19 protein-coding genes are annotated in these 19,586 nt (G+C 36.9%); 5 read left to right on the plus strand and 14 right to left on the minus strand.

Translation table 11 applies throughout. The features are described from left to right. Positions 1 to 15: 15 nt before the first annotated feature. Entirely contained in the window at positions 16 to 1,272 is a 1,257-nt protein-coding gene (locus J2786_RS22130; RefSeq protein WP_052186914.1) for a T9SS type A sorting domain-containing protein, read from the minus strand. A 61-nt stretch (positions 1,273 to 1,333) separates the two neighbouring features. Between J2786_RS22130 and J2786_RS22135 the strand changes: the two genes are divergently transcribed. Beyond that, entirely contained in the window at positions 1,334 to 2,176 is an 843-nt protein-coding gene (locus J2786_RS22135; protein WP_047429336.1) for an alpha/beta hydrolase family protein, read from the plus strand. Between the two features lie 49 nt (positions 2,177 to 2,225). Then, the gene (locus tag J2786_RS22140) at positions 2,226 to 2,738 is read left to right on the plus strand and encodes an Ivy family c-type lysozyme inhibitor (protein WP_052186917.1); all 513 of its coding nucleotides are present in this window, start codon (positions 2,226 to 2,228) and stop codon (positions 2,736 to 2,738) included. Between the two features lie 31 nt (positions 2,739 to 2,769). Here J2786_RS22140 and J2786_RS22145 read toward each other — a convergent pair whose 3' ends face one another. The 10 genes from J2786_RS22145 to J2786_RS22190 all read right to left on the minus strand — a co-directional run bounded on the left by J2786_RS22145 (position 2,770) and on the right by J2786_RS22190 (position 13,209). Further along, positions 2,770 to 3,396, minus strand: a complete 627-nt coding sequence (locus J2786_RS22145) for a hypothetical protein (RefSeq protein ID WP_047429339.1) — start codon at positions 3,394 to 3,396, stop codon at positions 2,770 to 2,772. Positions 3,397 to 3,409: 13 nt separating this feature from the next. Then, positions 3,410 to 4,231 (minus strand): flavin reductase family protein, encoded by an 822-nt coding sequence (locus J2786_RS22150; protein ID WP_047429340.1) that lies wholly within the window; start codon positions 4,229 to 4,231, stop codon positions 3,410 to 3,412. Positions 4,232 to 4,307: 76 nt separating this feature from the next. Beyond that, on the minus strand, positions 4,308 to 4,715 hold the full coding sequence (locus J2786_RS22155) for a GxxExxY protein (protein WP_082001929.1): 408 nt from the start codon (positions 4,713 to 4,715) through the stop codon (positions 4,308 to 4,310). A gap of 32 nt (positions 4,716 to 4,747) precedes the next feature. After that, positions 4,748 to 5,995, minus strand: coding sequence for a fumarylacetoacetase (fahA, locus tag J2786_RS22160; protein ID WP_047429343.1), 1,248 nt, complete (start codon positions 5,993 to 5,995; stop codon positions 4,748 to 4,750). A 52-nt stretch (positions 5,996 to 6,047) separates the two neighbouring features. Further along, a complete protein-coding gene (locus tag J2786_RS22165) occupies positions 6,048 to 6,509 on the minus strand; it encodes a hypothetical protein (RefSeq protein WP_047429538.1) in 462 nt (153 codons plus the stop codon). 71 nt (positions 6,510 to 6,580) lie between these two features. After that, positions 6,581 to 7,711 carry a 4-hydroxyphenylpyruvate dioxygenase gene (gene hppD, locus J2786_RS22170; RefSeq protein WP_047429345.1) on the minus strand — a complete coding sequence of 377 codons (1,131 nt, stop codon included), beginning with the start codon at positions 7,709 to 7,711 and terminating at the stop codon, positions 6,581 to 6,583. Positions 7,712 to 7,948: 237 nt separating this feature from the next. After that, positions 7,949 to 8,740, minus strand: a complete 792-nt coding sequence (locus J2786_RS22175; protein ID WP_047429347.1) for a hypothetical protein — start codon at positions 8,738 to 8,740, stop codon at positions 7,949 to 7,951. 139 nt (positions 8,741 to 8,879) lie between these two features. Then, positions 8,880 to 10,154 (minus strand): acetyl-CoA hydrolase/transferase family protein, encoded by a 1,275-nt coding sequence (locus J2786_RS22180; RefSeq protein ID WP_047429350.1) that lies wholly within the window; start codon positions 10,152 to 10,154, stop codon positions 8,880 to 8,882. 219 nt (positions 10,155 to 10,373) lie between these two features. Beyond that, positions 10,374 to 11,885, minus strand: coding sequence for a succinyl-CoA:acetate CoA-transferase ScpC (gene scpC / locus J2786_RS22185; protein WP_047429353.1), 1,512 nt, complete (start codon positions 11,883 to 11,885; stop codon positions 10,374 to 10,376). Between the two features lie 172 nt (positions 11,886 to 12,057). Further along, entirely contained in the window at positions 12,058 to 13,209 is a 1,152-nt protein-coding gene (locus J2786_RS22190; protein WP_047429356.1) for a homogentisate 1,2-dioxygenase, read from the minus strand. A 123-nt stretch (positions 13,210 to 13,332) separates the two neighbouring features. Between J2786_RS22190 and J2786_RS22195 the strand changes: the two genes are divergently transcribed. Both J2786_RS22195 and J2786_RS22200 read left to right on the plus strand, forming a co-directional pair. Then, entirely contained in the window at positions 13,333 to 15,402 is a 2,070-nt protein-coding gene (locus J2786_RS22195; protein ID WP_047429358.1) for a TonB-dependent receptor plug domain-containing protein, read from the plus strand. After that, positions 15,399 to 15,860, plus strand: coding sequence for a thioredoxin fold domain-containing protein (locus tag J2786_RS22200; protein WP_047429361.1), 462 nt, complete (start codon positions 15,399 to 15,401; stop codon positions 15,858 to 15,860). Before J2786_RS22195 ends, J2786_RS22200 begins: the two co-directional genes overlap by 4 nt. Positions 15,861 to 16,491: 631 nt before the next feature. Here the strand turns inward: J2786_RS22200 and J2786_RS22205 are convergent. Together J2786_RS22205 and J2786_RS22210 are read right to left on the minus strand one after the other, a co-directional pair. Then, positions 16,492 to 16,962 carry a cupin domain-containing protein gene (locus J2786_RS22205; RefSeq protein WP_047429364.1) on the minus strand — a complete coding sequence of 157 codons (471 nt, stop codon included), beginning with the start codon at positions 16,960 to 16,962 and terminating at the stop codon, positions 16,492 to 16,494. 3 nt (positions 16,963 to 16,965) lie between these two features. Further along, entirely contained in the window at positions 16,966 to 17,955 is a 990-nt protein-coding gene (locus J2786_RS22210) for an NADP-dependent oxidoreductase (RefSeq protein WP_047429367.1), read from the minus strand. 92 nt (positions 17,956 to 18,047) lie between these two features. On the opposite strand from J2786_RS22210, the gene J2786_RS22215 reads away from it, so the two are divergent. Next, positions 18,048 to 18,425, plus strand: a complete 378-nt coding sequence (locus tag J2786_RS22215; RefSeq protein ID WP_047424526.1) for a winged helix-turn-helix transcriptional regulator — start codon at positions 18,048 to 18,050, stop codon at positions 18,423 to 18,425. Positions 18,426 to 18,730: 305 nt separating this feature from the next. Here J2786_RS22215 and J2786_RS22220 read toward each other — a convergent pair whose 3' ends face one another. Then, a complete protein-coding gene (locus J2786_RS22220) occupies positions 18,731 to 19,585 on the minus strand; it encodes a glycine betaine ABC transporter substrate-binding protein (protein WP_047429371.1) in 855 nt (284 codons plus the stop codon). Position 19,586: the final 1 nt, after the last annotated feature.

Below are 19,586 nucleotides of genomic sequence, written 5' to 3' on the forward strand. Positions count from 1 at the left end.
ACAGCAAAAATAAGCTTATTTTTTAATAATTTTTTTAATGAATTCCTTTTCACCTGTTTTATATTTCAGGAAGTAAACTCCGCTCGTCAAATGTTGAAGTGAAATACTGTAGCCATTCTCCGTGTTATTCAAATGATAAAGAATGATTTTTCCTGAGGCTTCTGTCAGTGAAACGACTTCAAATTTCTTTTTAGAAATAATGTTAATAAGGTTTTGAACCGGATTTGGATATATTTGAATTTCGTTTTCTATAGTTGTTTCCGCAGTATTTAATGTATTTACAACCACCAGCTTTGTTTTGGTAGTTGTTGCTCCACAGGCATCAGTTGTCAGTTTAACATTATAATTTCCTCCTGCAGTATAAGTATGCGCCGGATTTTCCAAAGTAGATGTTGTACCATCACCAAAATCCCATAAATAAGAAGCTGCATTCTGTGTGGTATTCGTAAACTGAACGGTTCCTGCACCGGTAAGCTGATACGTGAATCTGCTGTGAACATCATTGTTGGTTACATACCATTTACCAGGCTGGTTATATACTTCTGCTTTCACTATTTCTTTGATCAGCTGAGCCTGTGACGGAGTAAGATTTCCATTAAAAGGAATCTGGGTAGGATCTTTTTTGAATATAATCGTATAAAATGTATACGCAGCCGCCATAGAACCAATATAGCTGGGATGTGATTCATCCTGATCATACAATTCAATGGCTGGGTTTTGTTCTCTGATCGTTCTCCAGACTTTGCCTACGGGAGAGACAATACCTTCATTGTTCATTGCCATTTCCATGTAACGGTTATAAATCTGAGTATCCATTCCCTGATAGGTACAGACAGCCGGAAGCCCTGGACAGTTCGTTGCATCTCCGTTTTTACGGCCCCAGGTCATATAAAAAATAACATTTCCACAGGGATTTGATGTTTTAATTAAATTAGAAAGCTGAAGTGCATAAGGATACACCTGGTTCTGAACCTGTGAATCCGGGAATGACGGAAGCTGGCTTTGTTCCTGCAATACTACATAATCCCAGTTTCCCTGATTGATGTCCGAAATAACATTCGGGTTATTGGAGTGATCCTGCAGCGTAGCACCTCCCGGAGTTTGGCTGTGATGCTCGAAGACATCGCCATTAGCTGTGGCAATACTTTGAATAAGACCGGGTAAATTATTAACGTAAGTGTAGCTGTTCCCGATGAAGAAGACTCTTTTGGTCGTCTGGCTTAAGGCAAAAGAAAAAGTAATTAAAAATAAAAAAAGTAGAGTTTTTTTCATAAATTTCAGTTTGAATTAATCCCATAAATATAAATAATATTAAATAAAACCCGTTTATTTTATGAATTTGATTATCGAAAAGAATATATATGTAGAAAATAAAGAAACAAAAGGTTTTCTTGCTGATATTTTTTATCCCGATACTGAAAAAAAACTTCCCCTCGTCATATTTGTTCACGGATATAAAGGGTATAAAGATTGGGGTGCCTGGAATCTGATGGCCGAAAAGTTTGCAGAAGCAGGCTTTTTCTTTGTTAAGTTTAATTTTTCACATAACGGAACTACAACGGATGATCCTTTTAACTTCGGAGATCTTGAAGCTTTTGGCCGGAATAATTATTCTAAAGAACTTTCTGATCTTGGAGTGGTCATTGATCACTTCAGTAAAGATTCACATGTGGACGATGAAAAAGTTGTTCTGATCGGTCACAGCAGAGGAGGAGGAATTTCTATTATTAAAACTTTTGAAGACGAAAGAATCAATGGATTGATTACTTTGGCCAGTGTAGATACTCTGGATCGTTTTCCAAAAGGACAAGCTTTTGAGAACTGGAAAAATAATGGAGTATATTATGCACTGAACGGCCGTACCAAACAGGAAATGCCTCATTATTATCAGTTTTATGAGGATTATGAGAAGGACATTCATCGCTTTGATGTTGAAAGAGCTACAGAAATGGCCAAAGCTCATATGTTGATTATTCATGGAACAGAAGATGAAGCAGTAGAGGTAAAGCAGGCTGAACATCTCCATATTCTTCATCCCAATTCTGAGCTGTTTCTGATTGAAAATGCCAACCATACTTTCGGAGCGAAAGAGCCGTGGACAGAAAATGATTTACCAAAAGATCTGCATGCTGTCACCGAAAAATGTATTGATTTTATAAAAGAAAGATTGAAATAAAACACTTAAAACTACGTTATTAGAAATTAACCACCATATCAGTATAATTATGAAAAAAATTATTGCAGGCGTATTTGCGCTTTCACTAGGTGTTGTTTCATGTAAAAAAGAAACAAAAACAGAATCTTCTGTAAGCAGTGATACTTTAGCTACGGTAATGCCTAAAGATTCCGTAACCACCCCAAAAACAGATTCAACCACAACGGCAGCAGCTCCTTCCGCTCCTGCTCCAGAAAATATTATCACGAAGAATGTAGGCAAATATCCTCATGATATTAAATTCTTTGAGGATAAAGGTATTTCAGAAAGACTGAAGAAACTTACTGGTGCCCAGTATGATGAGATGGTAAAGAATTTCAATGTAGAAAGTCCTATTACTTCAGAAAATGGAATCTATAAACTGACAGGATGTAAGCAGCACGACTGCCCGGGATATGCTACAAGCATTTTCTACGATGCTAAAAATGATAATCTGAACGTTTCTATAGATAAAAACGGTAAAGCAACTGAATTTGCTGAAAAAGGAAAAATTACTGTTTCAGAGTCGCTTAAATCCAAATAATAAAAAAGGAGTGAAACTTTCACTCCTTTTTTTATTGATGATCAATAGATGTGTTCAATGAGTTGGTTGTAACCGCATTCTTTTTTACTGCCTTTAAAAGGCTTCTGAAGTTTTTCATGGTCATCATTTCTGTTGAAGGATCGAAGATGGTTACCTTTTGATCTTTTTCCACCGAAACTTCAGAATATGCTTTAAGAGAATACATTTTCTTCATCGTACTAATATCATAAACGTCCATTATTGCAAAAGTTTCATTTTTTTTATATTCATACTGAGTTCCAAGTGAATTGTCTAAACCGTTTCGCACTTTCATGGTGTAGATGTTTACCAGAAAATTAAAATCAGAGTTGTTTTTCAATACTTCAAGATCTTCAGTTTCCGGTTCAAAAGGAATGCTATTTTGAATTATATTTTCTGCTTTTGCAGTTTTCAAGTCAAAGGCATTGCCATTGCTTACATCCTGAAATAGTTGAAATGCTTCTTTACTCATCATTTCCCGGTGGTGCGAATCTACATCTGTTTTGATGTTGTTAATCAGCCACTTTTTGTCTTTCGAAAACACCAATGATCTACTGTAGATTCCGTAATCTTTTTTTACTGGATAATAGCAGGACTGTAGTATGATTAAGAGAAAAAAGAAGAAGAAATATTTTTTCATCAATACATTCGGATTATTTAATTAAAACCTTCCACGCTTCTTCAATTTTACTCTCCAGAAGTAATTTCTGGGCATCAAGATGGATGTTTTCATCGGCATGAAATTCTCCGGCAGGTAATACTTCCGTATTGGCAAGCATTCCAAGGTCATTTCCTGTAAAAACTTTACTGTATTTAATAGAATCTGGGAGCAGATCGAAACCGATTCCTTTTGTTACCAAAGGTTTTGGCACTTCAAAAAGACTGTTTTCGTTGCTTCTGGAATACCAGTTGCTGCCTAAACGGGCTACCATATCCAATTTTTTCTGATCGAGATTTCCTGCTTCGTTCAGATATTCTTCTCTGATATGGATTTTCTGAACCTCACAAATTACCAGATTTCCTGCTCCACCCTGGTCGCCTAATGATTTTACCTCTAAAACTTTGCATTCAAAGTTAACGGGGCATTCTTCAATCAGCTTAGGCTGTACAAGATCTGCCTCTTTCATGGTAAGACCGGATTTGATAAACTCATTCACTCCGGTTTCATATTCTGTAGATGCCAGAGAGATCTGTTGCACAATCGGAAAATTGACTGTTCCGATTACTACTTCAGGGACTTCAAGAACATTTTCCAGCGTATGTTTGGTGGTGTTGTCACGCACTCTTCTTGATGGCGAAAAGATCAGAATCGGAGGAACCGTACTGAACATATTAAAAAAACTGAACGGAGATAAGTTATTATTACCGTCTTTATCTACTGTGGAAGCCAATGCGATGGGGCGTGGTGAAACGGCCGTCTGCATAATGGTCTGTAGTTGTACGGAAGTTATCTCGGAGGGGATTAGTGTTTTCATGTTTAAGTTAACTGTAAAAATGATAAAACCACAAAAGTCACAAAAGTTTTAGATGAATAGCTTTAAGCTCTAAAGATCAAAAAAGCATGTCGTAATACTTATTGACGAAAGTTTCCTGTCCGTCATGATAAAGATTTTTTACGTTAAAATTCACTAAAATACCTTTAGGTTTCTTCATTAAGTTTATATAGTTGAGAAGTTGTGCTCTATGAATATCATTTAATTGAGTAACTGATTTGAGCTCAATCACAATTAAATCCTCCACTAAAAAATCACAAAAGAAATCACAATCCATTTCTTTTCCTTTATAATTGACAAGAATCTTCAGTTCAGATTTAAAACTAATATTTCTTAATCTGAATTCTTCTTCCAGACATTTATAGTATACGCTTTCCAATAAGCCAGGCCCTAAAATTTTGTGAACTTCTATACAAGCACCATTTATTTTATAGGTAAGATCTGTTAAATATGACTGCGTAATCATCAATTCTTTTGTGACTTTTGCGGTAAAAGAAATTAAAGTGCTGGAATAATTTTACCGGAAACTTCCCCGAAACCTACTCTTACACCATCTTTTTCTGCCCATGCTTTCATGGTAACCGTATCGTTATCTTCAATGAATTTTCTTTCTTCGCCGTTGCTTAATGACAAAGGATTTTGACCTCTCCATGTCAGTTCAAGCATAGAACCGAAAGACTTTGGATCACTTCCTGAAATGGTACCGCTGGCGTACATATCACCAACTTCTACGTTGCAACCGTTTACGGTGTGGTGTGCCAGTTGCTGGGTCATATTCCAGTACATGTGTTTGTAGTTGCTTTCACAGATCAGGTTCTGATCTCCATTTTCAGGCTGGATATATACTTCAAGGTTGATATCATAGTTTTTATCACCTTCAAATTTTAAATAATCTAACACTTCAGGATCCTGAGTTGGAGAAGCAGTTCTGAATGGTTCCAAAGCTTCAAGCGTAACTACCCATGGAGAAATAGAAGAACCAAAGTTTTTCGCAAGGAATGGCCCTAGCGGAACATATTCCCAGGATTGAATATCTCTTGCAGACCAGTCATTGAAAACGACCATTCCGAAGATAGCATCTTCTGCATCTTTAGTAGAGATACTTTCTCCCATCTCCGTATTTTTGTTGATGATGAACGCCATTTCCAGTTCAAAATCCAGTTGTTTGGATGGTCCGAAAACCGGTTTATCTGCATCTGCAGGTTTTGTTTGCCCTTTAGGACGATTGATCTCTGTTCCTGAAACTACGATAGAGGATGCTCTTCCGTGGTAACCTACCGGTAAATGTTTCCAGTTGGGTAATAAAGCATTTGCAGGATCACGGAACATTTTTCCTACGTTGGTAGCATGTTCGATGCTGCTGTAGAAGTCCGTGTAGTTCGGGATATGTACAGGCATCATCATTTTTACTTTATCCAGATCATAGAAAGCTTCTTCAATAGTTTTCTGATCTTTTGATAAAATTGATCCTTCCTGTAATAAAGTTTGGATTTTAGTACGAACAGCGTTGGTAACCGGTTTTCCCAGTTCGATAAATTCGTTGATGGTATACGCTTCAAAAACATTGTCGTCTAATCCTTCAATATCTTCAAAATAACCAAGATCGTACAACGTAGCAAGATCAATGACCTGATCTCCGATTCTTGTACAGCATCCGATATATTCTTTGTTAAAAACTGCGACTCCGAAAGGAATATTGTGTATAGAAAAATCCGAATTTGAGGAATAGTCTACAAATGATTTCATAAGTTTAGATTTTAGTTAGATTCAATATCATCCGGAGAATTCCCCGGAACATTTACTTTGTCTTTTTTGAGTAAGATGCTTCATCAATCCATCTGTCTCTGGTATTGACATCAATAAGGTACAGAATATCGTCCTGTTTTGTCAGCAATAAAGTCTTCGTGACAGGCATTGGAATTTTTTTATTTTCAAGCATATCTGCTCTTAAAGAAATAATATTTTTTTTCCTGATGATATCACCGGTGAAAACATTAGAACTGCTTTCCCCTGTGGCTTTATCATCGAAAACTTCTACATAAGTGGCATTATTCCCTTTGATAATAATAAAATCCCGCTCCGTATGATCGGCTTCATCCTTGATGAAAACAAACTTTTTGTTATCAATATTCACATTTTCAAGATGCTGATTGATACCTTTTCTTTGTTCAAGTCGGTTAAGGATTTCATTCAAAGTTCCATACTGAGCTTTAAGCCCTAAGGTTCCCAGAAGGAAAGTCCCGATTAAAAGTTTTCTCATATACTGTGTTTTATAAAAAAGTTTTGCCAGAATGCTGTATCCTGACAAAACTTATATTTTTTAATGTAAAATTAAAGATTACCTCTTCTTTCCTGTTCTCTTTCTAATGCTTCGAACAAAGCTTTGAAGTTTCCGGCACCAAAACTTTGTGCACCATGTCTTTCAATAATTTCGAAGAACAGAGTAGGACGGTCTTCTACAGGCTTCGTAAAGATCTGTAATAAGTACCCTTCTTCATCATGATCAATAAGTATACCTAACTCCTGAAGTTTTTTAAGATCTTCATCAATATGGCCTACTCTTTCAGGAACCATGTCGTAATAAGCTTCCGGTGGAGCAGAAAGGAACTCTACACCACGTTTCTTCAGTTCAGTTACAGTGTGGATAATATCCTTTGTTGCCACAGCAATGTGCTGTACTCCTTCACCTTCATAGAAATCAAGGTATTCTTCTACCTGAGATTTCTTTTTACCTTCCGCAGGTTCATTGATCGGGAATTTTGCGTAGCCGTTTCCGTTTGACATTACTTTAGACATCAATGCAGAATATTCTGTGTTAATCTGCTTGTCATCAAAAGAAAGGATGTTTACAAATCCCATTACTTTTTCATACCATTCCACAGTTGGGATCATTCTGTTCCAGTCAACATTTCCTACACAGTGGTCTACATATAATAAACCTGCTTCTTCAGGCTTATAATCGCTTTCCCACTTTTCATAACCAGGCATAAAAGCTCCGTTATAATTTTTTCTTTCAATAAACATGTGAACGGTTTCCCCATACGTGTAGATACCGGACATTCTTACCTCACCGTGCTCATCAGTTAACGTAACGGGCTCTAAATAAGGTTTTCCGCCTCTTTTAGTTGTTTCTTCGAAAGCTGCATAAGCGTCATCTACCCAAAGTGCCAAAATTTTTACTCCGTCACCATGTTTTTTTACGTGCTCACTGATAAGAGAATCAGATTTAAGTCCTGTTGTTAATACCAATCTGATTTTTCCTTGTTGAAGCACATAAGATGCACGGTCTCTTACTCCTGTTTCAGGACCCGCATAAGCTACAGACTGAAAACCGAAAGCGGTTTTGTAATAATGGGCAGCCTGTTTTGCATTTCCTACATAAAACTCAATATAATCTGTACCATTAATTGGTAAGAAATTTTCTGCTTGAGCTATTTTCTCGGCAAATGTAAGTGTTGACATATTTTCTCTTTTACTTTTATTTTATTGGTATGCAAATTACAAAATTCTTAGACATTGCGAAAATATTCCCTTGGATTCATTGAATATATTTAACATAACGTTAAAGAAGAGTTTACTTAAGTATATTTAAGTTTCATCTGTTTAAAATCGTCTGCCTACATTTGTTATACAAAAGACAAGTGAAAAAAAAATATTTCGAAACATGAAAGCCACAGATACTCTCTGCGGCTTTCTTATTTAGGTGGTTTCAATTTTTCTGTTGAGCATTCCTGCATCGGGATTATAGTTATCCCATATCTTCCAGGTGTTATTTATTTTTTTGATAAAATAGATCTGAGTACTTAATTGATTGACAAAATGTTCCTCTCCGGTTTCTCCTACTTTGAAAAGAAGATTCCAGAACTCCTGAGATTCCAGGATTTTTTTCTCTGGATCATCAGTGACCACCTGAATGTCAAAAACTTCATAATTTGATCTGTTGTTTTTAGTAACCAGCTGGAAATCTTTGTCACACAATTCTTTACTGAACAGTGAGACCCTTTCCAGGAATGGAGAATCATCAAAAACCAGGTCTTTAAAAAGCTTGGTATTATGATTGGGAAACTGTTTACAAAACTCAAAAGCCGTTGCACAGTATTCATAAACCATCTGGGTAAGATAAGACTGATCATCGGTTTCATCATCATCTTGGTTCTTGTATCTTATGCTGAGGATATAGTCATTTAGGTCTTTGTATCCTAAGAAAATACAGATTTTATCAAGTGTTTTCAGAAACCTGAGATCACTGTGGGTTTTATCCTGATAATCGTTTTCAAAAAAGCGTTGCAGGGTAACATGGGAAATGGTATTTCCGATTTCAAATTTTTTCCCTCCCTTCAGTTCTTCAGCTTCAGAGAGTTCATCTTTGATGATTTCGGAAAGAATAATATAATGGCTTCTCTTCCATTCATTCACATTCCCCAAAACAGAATTCCTTACCTTGGAATGTTTTACAACTTCGTCTCGTATCGAATTATATATAGTTTTCAATTTCCTTGTTTTTGAATGAATTTTATCAAATATACTGCCAAAATATTAATATTTTCGTATGATTTAATGATGTTCAATTCAAAATTTGTTTTAAATTTTCACTTTAAAAAACAGTTTTGAAAACTTTATGGTTTGATTATCAATGTTTAAATCTTTCAAAAGCAGCTCTTTCCAACATTTCTCTATCATCAGGATGGGCAATGCTGATCAGCTCCTGTGCTCTCTGCCGAAGGTTTTTCCCATAGAGATAAGCTGTTCCATACTCTGTAACTACATAGTGAATATGGCCTCTGGTTGTTACTACACCGGCTCCCTGTTTAAGAAAAGGAACAATTCTGGAAATTCCCTTTTTGGTTCTTGCGGTAATGGCTATGATAGGTTTTCCGTCATCACTTAAAGCTGCACCACGCATAAAGTCCATTTGCCCTCCGATTCCGCTGTACTGCATCGTTCCGATAGAGTCGGCACATACCTGTCCTGTAAGATCTATTTCAATGGCAGAGTTGATCGCTACCATTTTTTTGTTTCTCATGATATTGATTGGGAAATTGACCTCACTGACGTCACGGAATGCAAACACGGTATTGTCATCTACATAATCATAGAGTTTTCTGGTTCCGAAACAGAAACTTGTGATGGTTTTATTGTCGTTGTAGCCCTTGTATTTATTATTGATTACATCATCCTTAATCAGGTCGATGACACCGTCACTCAGCATTTCGGTATGAATTCCCAGGTCTTTATGGTTGGTAAGGCATTTCAAAACCGCATCAGGAATGGTTCCGATACCCATCTGGAGGGTGGATCTGTCTTCAATAAGCTCAGCCACATTTTTTCCTACGAGCATTTCTTCAGGTCCTACTTTGGAACCGTAGTCTATGGTAGGAAGTTCTTCTTCATGCCAAACCAGTTTATGAATTCTGCTGATGTGGATCATCCCATCTCCGTGGGTTCTTGGCATTCTGGGATTAATAATAGCAACAATGATTTTTGCAGTATCTACAGCAGCTCTTGCAATATCTACAGAAGTTCCCAACGTACAGAAACCATGTCTGTCCGGTGGAGAAACGGTGACAATAGCTACATCAAGTGGCAGGATGTTTTTTCTGAATAAAATAGGAATTTCACTTAAGAAAACAGGAACAAAGTCTCCTCGGTCAGAATTCACAGCATCACGCACAGGAGTGGAAACAAATAAAGAGTTGATGAAAAAGCTGTCTTTGTACTCGGGTTTTGCAATTTCCACATTTCCCTGCTGGGTAATGGAAACCATTTCCACATTTTGCAAACGAGCAGACTGTCTTGCCAGCTCATCAATAAGGTAATTGGGAGTACAGGCACTACCGTGAAAAAAGACGCGGTTTCCACTTTTTATTGTATAGATTGCTTCTTCTGCGCTGATGTAATTATTCATATTTTGTCTTTTAAAAGGGTGTTAAGAATATTTTTATAACTCATAAAAATACTGCTCTTCTTTCAAAGATAATCTTTATAATTTTATATTCATACAAATATTTTGAGGATATTGAACAGACTTTTGTCATGTAAATTAGCCGGATATGATAAACGGGAAAAAGGACCAAATACATTGGCATTCAGTCCTTTTTGTTTTATTTGTTCTTTGATGATAATTTTAATTAGCGGCTTCTACAGCTGTTTTCTGTTTCATACTTCCGGTTTCTGCAAATCGTAAATGCCAGCTGAAGGCTTCCTGTAATAAATGAGGAGTATGACCACCTTTTTCACAAGCTCTATTGAAGTAAGATTGCAATTCTTCTTTGTAATCAGGATGAACACAATTGTCAATGATTTTCTGTGCTCTTTCTCTTGGTGCCAATCCTCTTAGATCGGCCAATCCTATATCCGTTACCAGAATGTCTACATCATGTTCCGTATGATCCGTGTGAGAAACCATGGGAAGAACATGGGAGATATTATTGCCTTTTGATGCGGCCTGGGTCACAAAAATACTTAAGTAAGCATTTCTTGCGAAGTCTCCGGAACCTCCGATTCCGTTCATGATTTTTGTTCCTCCGATATGAGTAGAGTTTACGTTTCCATAGATATCAAATTCAATAGCCGTATTGATGGCGATAACTCCTAATCTTCTGATTAATCCCGGAGTATTGGAAATATTCTGAGGTCTTAAAACGAATTTGTCTTTATATTTTGAAAGATTTCCTAAGACTCTTTCATAGCATTCCTGAGAAACCGTGATGGATGATGCTGAAGCGAAGCTCAGTTTACCAGAATCTATCAGATCGAATGTACTGTCCTGAAGCACTTCTGAAAACATTGTAAGGTCATAAAAATTACTGTCTTTGAATCCGGTTAGAACTGCATTAGCCACTTTACCGATACCTGCCTGAAGGGGAAGTAATCTGTCTGTAAGACGCCCTAACTGAACTTCATTTTCAAAAAATGCAAGAAGATGTTTGGCGATGGCTGTTGTCTTTTCGTCCGGTTCTGCAATATCTGCCGGGCTGTCTTTACGGTTGGTAAAAACTATGGCTTCAATTTTTTCAGGATCTACGGGAATACTTTTTCTTCCGATTTTGTTCCATGGCGCTACGATAGGAATAACATTTCTGTAAGGATAGTCTTCTGCCTGGTAAATATCATGGATTCCATAGACTTCTTCGGGAACTTCTGTATTGATTTCGATGATCACTTTTTTAGCTAAAGCAGCGAAGGTTACTGAATTACCCACAGAAGTGGTAGGGACAATGCTTCCGTCTCTTTCAATATAAGCTGCTTCAATAATGGCTACGTCTATGCTCTGAAGATTTTTGGTGTGGAGAAGTTCGGCACTTTCACTCAAATGTTGGTCGATAAAGAGAATTTCACCGTTATTGATTTTGTTTCTTAAAATAGGATCTACCTGGAAGGGCATTCTTTTCTTTAAAACATTAGCTTCTGCCAGTTTTCCGTCGGTACCGTGCCCCAGTGAAGCTCCGGTCATTAAAGTAACTTTAAGGTCTTCTGCTTTTCCTCTTTCTGCGAGTGCGGGCAAAATGGCTTTGCTGTCACCTGCTTTTGTAAAGCCGCTGGACCCGATGGTCATACCGTCTTTAATGATTTTTACAGCATTTTCCGCTGTAGTAACTTTTTCGCGTAAACTTTCTAATCTGATTCTTTCTAACATGTAATATTGATTTTGTTTTAAACCACCATTACTTAGGATGCGTTATGAAAAATAATGATGGTTAAATATGTTAACCATACCTTACAAATTTACGAAAAAAGACGCTTTAAATAAAGGATTTAAAGCGTCTTTTATATGTATTCAGCAATACTTTTTTAATAATTTTACTGTTTTATTCCAGCCATGAAGTTTTATAGGAAGGATCTTCTACTTTTAAAGCTTCTTCTGTGATTTTTAATGGACGGAAAGGGTCTACCATTACAGCATATTCTTCCGTGAATTTTTTACCGATACTTCTTTCCATAGCGCCAGGGTGAGGTCCGTGTACAATTCCTCCCGGGTGAAGGGTAAAGTCCATCAAATCAATATGATTACGGCTCATAAAATCACCTTCCGTGTAGAACAATACCTCATCAGAATCAATATTGGAGTGGTTGTAAGGAGCAGGAATGGCCTGTGGATGATAATCATACATTCTTGCGCAGAATGAACATACCACGAAATTGTGTCCTTCAAAATTCTGGTGAACCGGTGGCGGTTGGTGGATTCTTCCGGTAATCGGTTCGAAGTTTTTAATATTGAATTTATAAGGATAGAAATATCCGTCCCAGCCTACCACATCAAACGGGTGCGTTGCATAGATGAAATCTGTAATCTGGTTTTCTTTTTTTACTTTGATCAGGAATTCTCCTTTTTCATCTACAGGTTCTTTGTAAGCAGGGGCAATCATATCTCTCTCGCAGAATGGAGAGTGTTCCAGTAGCTGCCCGAATTCATTTCTGTATCTTTTCGGAGTGTAAATGGGAGAGTGGCTTTCCAATACAAAAAATACCGTATCATCAGACTTCAGTTCCACCTGATAAATAGTTCCTCTCGGAATAATAAGATAATCTCCGGTTACGAATTCAAGGTCTCCTACAAATGTTTTCAAAATTCCGGTTCCGTTATGAACGTATAAAAGCTCATCACATTCTGCATTTTTGTAGAAATAATCCATTGATTTTCTTGGCTTGGCCAATCCCATTTTCAGGTCGTTGTTCATCAAAAGGATTTTTCGGCTGTCCATGAAATCGTCTTCAGGAGTTACATTCATTCCCTTAAACATTCTTGGAGCAACATTTTTTTCCACAGCGATTTTTGGAGTGACATCTTTCGGCTCGCCGATAGATTTGATCTGCGTAGGGCGGTGGATATGATATAACAGAGAAGAAATACCATGGAAGCCTTCTGTACCGAAAAGCTGCTCATAGTAAAATTTATCTTCAGGAGACTTAAAGATCGTGTGTCTTTTTGGTGGGATATTTCCCGATTGATGATATCTCATTTTACTTTGATATGTAGTTTCTCAAATTTAATCATTTTTCATGAATTGGCTCAACCTATATTTTTTGCATTAAGTTTTGTATTTAAAAAATAATTGTTAGATTTGTCTAACAATTTTAATTTCATGAAGCGAATATTATTTTCTATTACCTTTTTATCAACCTATTGTTTTGCGCAGGAGACTGATAGTTTGAGTTTGCAGCAGACTAAGAGTCAGGATTCTGCAAAAATTACGAAGAGGGAATTCAAAACCAGTACCATTGAGGATGTAGTGGTTACTGGAACCATAAAACCTATGAGCAGGTCGAAAAGCCCTGTAGCCGTTGAGATCTACAGTCAGAAATTTTTTCAGAAAAATCCTACTCCAAGTATTTTTGAAGCTATTGCTATGGTGAACGGAGTGAAACCTCAGCTGAACTGTTCCGTATGTAACACAGGTGATATCCATATCAACGGATTGGAAGGACCTTATACGATGATTCTGATTGACGGAATGCCGATTGTAAGTTCACTTTCCACTGTGTACGGATTGAGTGGAATCCCTAATAGTCTGGTGGATAGGATAGAAGTAGTAAAGGGCCCTGCATCTTCTATTTACGGTTCTGAAGCGATGGGAGGCGTGATTAATATTATCACTAAAAATGCTTTGACTGCACCTAAATTGAGTGTTGATATGATGACGAGCACATGGAGTGAAAATAATCTGGATCTTTCCACCAAATTTAATGTAGGAAAGAATGCCGCTTCATTATTAAGTTTAAATTATTTCAGCTTTCAGGAAAGAATAGATCAGAATAAAGATAATTTTACAGATGCCACTCTACAGAGCAGAATTTCAGTTTTTAACAAATGGAATTTTAAAAGAAAAGAAAACAGACAGGCAAGTTTTGCGATGAGATACCTGTATGAAGACCGCTTTGGAGGAGAAATGCAGTGGAATAAATCTTTCCGTGGTAGTAATGAAGTATATGGAGAAAGTATTTATACCAACAGGGCAGAGGTTTTCGGATTGTACGAATGGCCGATGAAGGAACATATCGTGACTCAGTTTTCTTACAATTATCATGACCAGAATTCCTTTTATGGATCCAATCCGTTCAATGCGACACAAAAGGTAGCTTTTGTACAGACGTATTGGGACAGAAGTTTCGGGAAACATGATATTACTGCCGGACTTACTTTCAAAAGAACTTTTTATGATGACAATACACCGGGAACATTAGCTTCAGACGGTATCACAAATGCTCCGATGAAATCTCCGATCTGGGGAGCTTTTGTCCAGGATCAGTGGGAGATTAATGATAAAAATACTTTGTTACTGGGATACCGGTATGATTATGATAAAGTACATCATTCTGTACACTCACCAAGGTTTGCATGGAAATTCAATCCTAATCCGTATCATACTTTACGTTTCAATTTTGGTACTGGCTTCAGAGTGGTTAATCTATTTACGGAAGATCACGCTGCATTAACAGGTTCGAGAGAAGTGGTGGTAAAATCTGACCTGAAACCGGAAAGATCTGTCAATGGAAACCTGAATTATATCTGGAAAATTCCGGTGGGTAACAGAATGGTAAATCTTGATGCTTCCGCATTTTATACTTATTTCAGTAATAAAATTGTGGGAGATTTTGATTCCGATCCCAATAAAATTATTTATGACAATCTTCACGGATACGGAATTTCAAGAGGAGCTTCTTTGAATGTGGATTTTAGCTTTCAGTTTCCTTTGAGTGTCAATCTGGGAGTTATTTATCTGGATGTATACCAGAAATTTGACAATGAAAATCAAAAAACACAACAGCTGCATGCTCCAAAATGGAGTGGAACGTATAACCTGACCTATAAGTTTGCCAATAATCTGACCATCGATTTTACAGGACAGTTTTACGGACCAATGAGACTTCCTGTTTTAGTGAACGACTACCGCCCGGAATATTCACCATTCTATTCCCTGGCTAATATTCAGGTGTCCAAGAGTTTCAAATCCGGATTTGAAGTGTATTGTGGAATGAAAAACTTATTTAATTTCAGACCCAAAGATCCTTTGATGAGACCGTTTGACCCATTTGACAAGCATGTTGATGATCCAATCAACAATCCCAATCATTATACTTTTGATACAGCATACGGTTATGCGCCAATGCAAGGGATCAGAGGTTTCCTGGGAGTAAAATATACCTTAAAATGAAAAAAATAGCTTTATTTTTAATGTTAGTGCCCTGTTTTTATCTGTCTCAGATGAAGACAGGCACTTTTTCTGATCTTGAGGTACAGCAGAAAGAAAATCCGAAGCCTGTTGTTATTCACCTTTATACGGACTGGTGTGCGGTCTGTAAAATTGAATCTTACCGTTTGAGTAAAGATAAAGAGCTGGTTAGCTTGATTAATGACGATTTTTATTTCATCAATTTTGAGGCAGAGAAAACGAAGGATAAAATTCATTTTCAGAATCAGGAATTTGAATACCTACAGAATGGAAACTCGGGAATTCATGAATTGGCGTTGGCTTTGTCAAAAAATAAAAATCAGCCGGTTTATCCTTTATGGGTATTTCTTGATAAGAATCAGAATCTGGTGTATTATCAGGAAGGGCAGATGACGCCTGAAAAAATGAAGGAGAAACTGTTGGAAATTTCTGCTTTGTAAGTTGGGAGGTTTTGTTGTAAACGCAAAGGCGCAAGTTTTTTCTTTGGTGATATTTTTATGTCGCAAGGATTTTATCTGCGATAAAATTGTATAATTCTAATACTATATGCATTAAATCCTTGCTGAAAATCTTTGATTTTCTTGCGCCTTAAAACAGCATCATATTTATTTTTCTTTGCGCCTTTGCGTTTATCCAATCTTAAAAGTCTTTTTTATTTCCCACAGATCGCACAGATGACGCAGATGTTTGAGTAAAAAAAACTGCAAAATTTGCTTTATCTGCGTGAGTCTTTTAATGTTTCTGTGTTTTGTTGGAAAACGCAAAGGCGCAAGTTTTTTCTTTGGTGATATTTTTAAGTCGCAAAGATTTTATCTGTGATAAAATTGTATAATTCCAATACTATATACATTAATCCTCGCTGAAAATCTTTAATTTTCTTGCGCCTTAAAACAGTATCATATTTGTTTTTCTTTGCGCCTTTGCGTTTATCCAACTTCAAAGGTCTTCTTTTTATTTAGCGCAGATTACACAGATGACGCAGATGTTTGAGTAAAAAAACTGCAAAATTTGCTAGATCTGCGTGAGTTTTTATCTGTGGTATTTGTGTGATCTGTGGGAGATTCTTTACTATTAAATTTTTGCATCTATCAAAACCGCCAGCTGAATACACGGCTCATCAGAACGGTTGCTCCACGCATGATTGGTTCCCCGCTGAATGATAATATCTCCCGGTTTCAGAAGCGTTTCTCCTTCTTCCATGATCAGATAGAGTTCACCGGAAAGGATAATGATATAGTCAAGTGTCGGAGTTTGATGCATCATCGGATGAGGTTCATTCTTTTTCCATTCAACTCCTAAATCTTTATCAGGCGGAACCACTACATACCGGAAATAAGTGCCATTTTTGGGAGTTTGCGGAAATCCGGTGTTAGGAATTCTGGTTTCAAATTCCAGACTTGCTGGCATTGTCTGCGTATTCCACACGTCCGAAATGATCAGTCCAGGAAAATGTTCCACAGCATTTTCTACCTGTTGGTCTTCTACAATGATCGATTTCCCGTTTTTAATTCCTGTTACGATCCGTCTTGGTATTTTGTTCATAAGTTAGTGCTTCATGATAAGTTTATGGCCTTGTGTCTTATTGTTTTTTAATAGAGAATGCGCCTGCAGAACAGTGTCCAGAGAAAGATTTCCTACGAGTTTATGCTGTGGAGGAAGAATCGTTTCATTCTCAATGAGTTTTTTTATTTCAAATAAGCTGTTCTTGTAATACTCATATTTTTTGATCATTCCGTAAGTATAATTGGAGATATTCATAATCAAACTTCCTTTGTTGAACAATGCTTCATGAGCATCTTTAGTAACTAAAGCTGTTACGTCAACGTAAGTTCCATTAATTTTTAAAACTTTAGCAGTCACTTCTGACATATAATTTCCTACGAGATCGATTCCATATTCAAAAGGTTGATCATTATTGGCTTTTAAAATATTTTCAATAAGATTTTCATCCCTGTAATTAACGATCTGATGACTTTTTAATCCTAAATTAAGAAGCATCTGCCGGTTTTCTTCACTGCCAACGGTTGCTGTGATCTGCCGGATATTATGGGCCAGTAAAAGTTTGATCAAAAATGAACCAACGCCTCCGGCTGCACCTGTTACAAGAACTGTATTTTCCGGATTTAACTTCAGACGGTTAAAGATCTGTAAAGAGGTAAGTCCTACGGAAGGAATGGAAGCCGCCTGTTCAAACGAGATATTTTTTGGTTTAAAAGATACAATAGCTTCAGGTACGGCAATATATTCTGCGTAAGTACCATTGCTTCCCATAGAGCCGCTGCCGCAATAGACCTCATCACCAATATTGAACTGTGTAACTTCGGAGCCTTTGTCAACAATGATTCCTGATAGTTCTCTCCCTAAAATGGGTGAACTGATCAGTTTACGTTCAAGTTCATTTTCCAGCATCTGGTAATCGATAGGATTGAAACCGCTGGCTTTAATCTGGATTAAAACCTCATGATCCTTAGGTTTTGGCTGTTCGGTAAAACCGTTTTCCAGCTTTCCGTTTTTATTTAAAATAACTGCTTTCATTATTGTTAATTTGATACACAAATGTAAAGAGGGAATAGTTTATATTTGCTACTAGTTAACTAATGGTAACTAGTTACCTTCATGAAACTATTATGGCAAAAATTACTGAAAACGGCATCGAAAGAGAGGCCAGCTGTACGGAAGAATTGTTCGCAATGCGGGACAGTCTGGATGTTTTGGGAGGAAAATGGAAACTGATGATTTTACGATATCTGACGAACAGACCGGATCAAATGATCCATTTTAAAAAGCTGGAGCGAAGTATTGAAGGAATATCCGCCAAAATGCTGAGCAAAGAATTAAAAGAACTGGAAACCAATCTTCTGATCACCAGAACCATTCAGGATACGAAACCTATCACGGTAACGTATGCAGTAACCGAATACGGGAAGTCTGTATTTCCGGTAACCGAAACATTGGTAAATTGGGGAATACTTCATCGGGAGAAGATCAAAGAATCAATGGGATAGTTATGAGATATTGGAAACGCAAAGACGCAAGAATTTTCCTTTAAATATGCCTTAAGGCGCAAGGATTTTATCTTTGATAAAATTTAATTCTGTTGAATTTTAACTGAAACAAACTTGCTGAAAATCTCCCATTGAGCGAAGTCGAAATGTTCTTGCGCCTTAAAGCAGTATGTTATTAAATTTCTTTGCGCCTTGCGATTACTAATAATATGGCTTCATAGAGAAAAAATCAACTAATCTATGTCGATAAAAAAATCCTCAGACCCATGCAGAGTTGAGGATTTTAAATAATACCAAATTGTTTATTAATTTTTATCAAGCCAGGAATGTACAAGTTCAGAATGATCTTTCACCCATTCTTTGGCAGTAGCTTCTTTATTTTTACTCTGTTCCATTTTCATTAAAAGGTCAGACATGTTTTCATCATCAAAATGAAGTTTTGAAAAGAATTTTGTCAGTTCCGGATGATCTTTGCCAAAGCTTTTTCTGGAATAGGTTTTAATCTGTTCTGCTTCGCCAAATATCTTTTTAGGATCATCAAGAAACTTAAGCTTCATTTTTCCAAACATCCAGTGAGGTTGCCATCCGGTTACCACAATCCATTCTTTTCGTTGTATGGCATTCTGCAATTCGGTGATCATGGCAATGGTAGAAGAGTTGATCTGTTGATAATCCAGTTTATAATCAATAATTGCTTTGTCAGTTCCGGTGGTTAATCCCGCTCCTTTTTCAATTCCAATAATTCTGTGATTGAATTGATCTTTATGTTGATTAAGTTCTTCAATAGAGTTCACAAGAACATACTCCGGTACAACCAATCCTATACGGCCGTTGTCATAATTGGTTCCAAGATGAGTCAGTCCCGGAAATTTAGCAAGCTTTTTGGCATGGGTGTAAGGAAGCCAGACTCCCATGAAAAGATCTGTATCTTCATTATTCATCGAAGCCAGAATCATATCCGTTGAGGCTTTCTGAATAATAACATGATATCCTTGCTCATCCAGAATAGCTTTTGCAACGTGCGTCATGGCCACATCTTCTGCCCAGCCGTCTACCATTCCGATGGTAATGTATTTAGAGTTTTTTATGTTTTCACACGAACTTAATGCTGTAAATAGTAACATTAAAACGGGAAAAAATAGATATTTTAATTGTTTCATC

The sequence above is a fragment of the Chryseobacterium vietnamense genome (genome assembly GCF_031454475.1).
Classification (GTDB): Bacteria; Bacteroidota; Bacteroidia; order Flavobacteriales; family Weeksellaceae; genus Chryseobacterium; species Chryseobacterium vietnamense.

Excerpts from the sequence above, each read along its gene's own strand:
- J2786_RS22130 (WP_052186914.1), bottom strand. The coding sequence starts at position 1,272 with ATGAAAAAAACTCTACTTTTTTTATTTTTAATTACTTTTTCTTTTGCC.
- J2786_RS22135 (WP_047429336.1), top strand. The coding sequence starts at position 1,334 with ATGAATTTGATTATCGAAAAGAATATATATGTAGAAAATAAAGAAACA.
- J2786_RS22140 (WP_052186917.1), top strand. The coding sequence starts at position 2,226 with ATGAAAAAAATTATTGCAGGCGTATTTGCGCTTTCACTAGGTGTTGTT.
- J2786_RS22145 (WP_047429339.1), bottom strand. The coding sequence starts at position 3,396 with ATGAAAAAATATTTCTTCTTCTTTTTTCTCTTAATCATACTACAGTCC.
- J2786_RS22150 (WP_047429340.1), bottom strand. The coding sequence starts at position 4,231 with ATGAAAACACTAATCCCCTCCGAGATAACTTCCGTACAACTACAGACC.
- J2786_RS22155 (WP_082001929.1), bottom strand. The coding sequence starts at position 4,715 with ATGATTACGCAGTCATATTTAACAGATCTTACCTATAAAATAAATGGT.
- fahA (WP_047429343.1), bottom strand. The coding sequence starts at position 5,995 with ATGAAATCATTTGTAGACTATTCCTCAAATTCGGATTTTTCTATACAC.
- J2786_RS22165 (WP_047429538.1), bottom strand. The coding sequence starts at position 6,509 with ATGAGAAAACTTTTAATCGGGACTTTCCTTCTGGGAACCTTAGGGCTT.
- hppD (WP_047429345.1), bottom strand. The coding sequence starts at position 7,711 with ATGTCAACACTTACATTTGCCGAGAAAATAGCTCAAGCAGAAAATTTC.
- J2786_RS22180 (WP_047429350.1), bottom strand. The coding sequence starts at position 10,154 with ATGAATAATTACATCAGCGCAGAAGAAGCAATCTATACAATAAAAAGT.
- scpC (WP_047429353.1), bottom strand. The coding sequence starts at position 11,885 with ATGTTAGAAAGAATCAGATTAGAAAGTTTACGCGAAAAAGTTACTACA.
- J2786_RS22190 (WP_047429356.1), bottom strand. The coding sequence starts at position 13,209 with ATGAGATATCATCAATCGGGAAATATCCCACCAAAAAGACACACGATC.
- J2786_RS22195 (WP_047429358.1), top strand. The coding sequence starts at position 13,333 with ATGAAGCGAATATTATTTTCTATTACCTTTTTATCAACCTATTGTTTT.
- J2786_RS22200 (WP_047429361.1), top strand. The coding sequence starts at position 15,399 with ATGAAAAAAATAGCTTTATTTTTAATGTTAGTGCCCTGTTTTTATCTG.
- J2786_RS22205 (WP_047429364.1), bottom strand. The coding sequence starts at position 16,962 with ATGAACAAAATACCAAGACGGATCGTAACAGGAATTAAAAACGGGAAA.
- J2786_RS22210 (WP_047429367.1), bottom strand. The coding sequence starts at position 17,955 with ATGAAAGCAGTTATTTTAAATAAAAACGGAAAGCTGGAAAACGGTTTT.
- J2786_RS22215 (WP_047424526.1), top strand. The coding sequence starts at position 18,048 with ATGGCAAAAATTACTGAAAACGGCATCGAAAGAGAGGCCAGCTGTACG.
- J2786_RS22220 (WP_047429371.1), bottom strand. The coding sequence starts at position 19,585 with ATGAAACAATTAAAATATCTATTTTTTCCCGTTTTAATGTTACTATTT.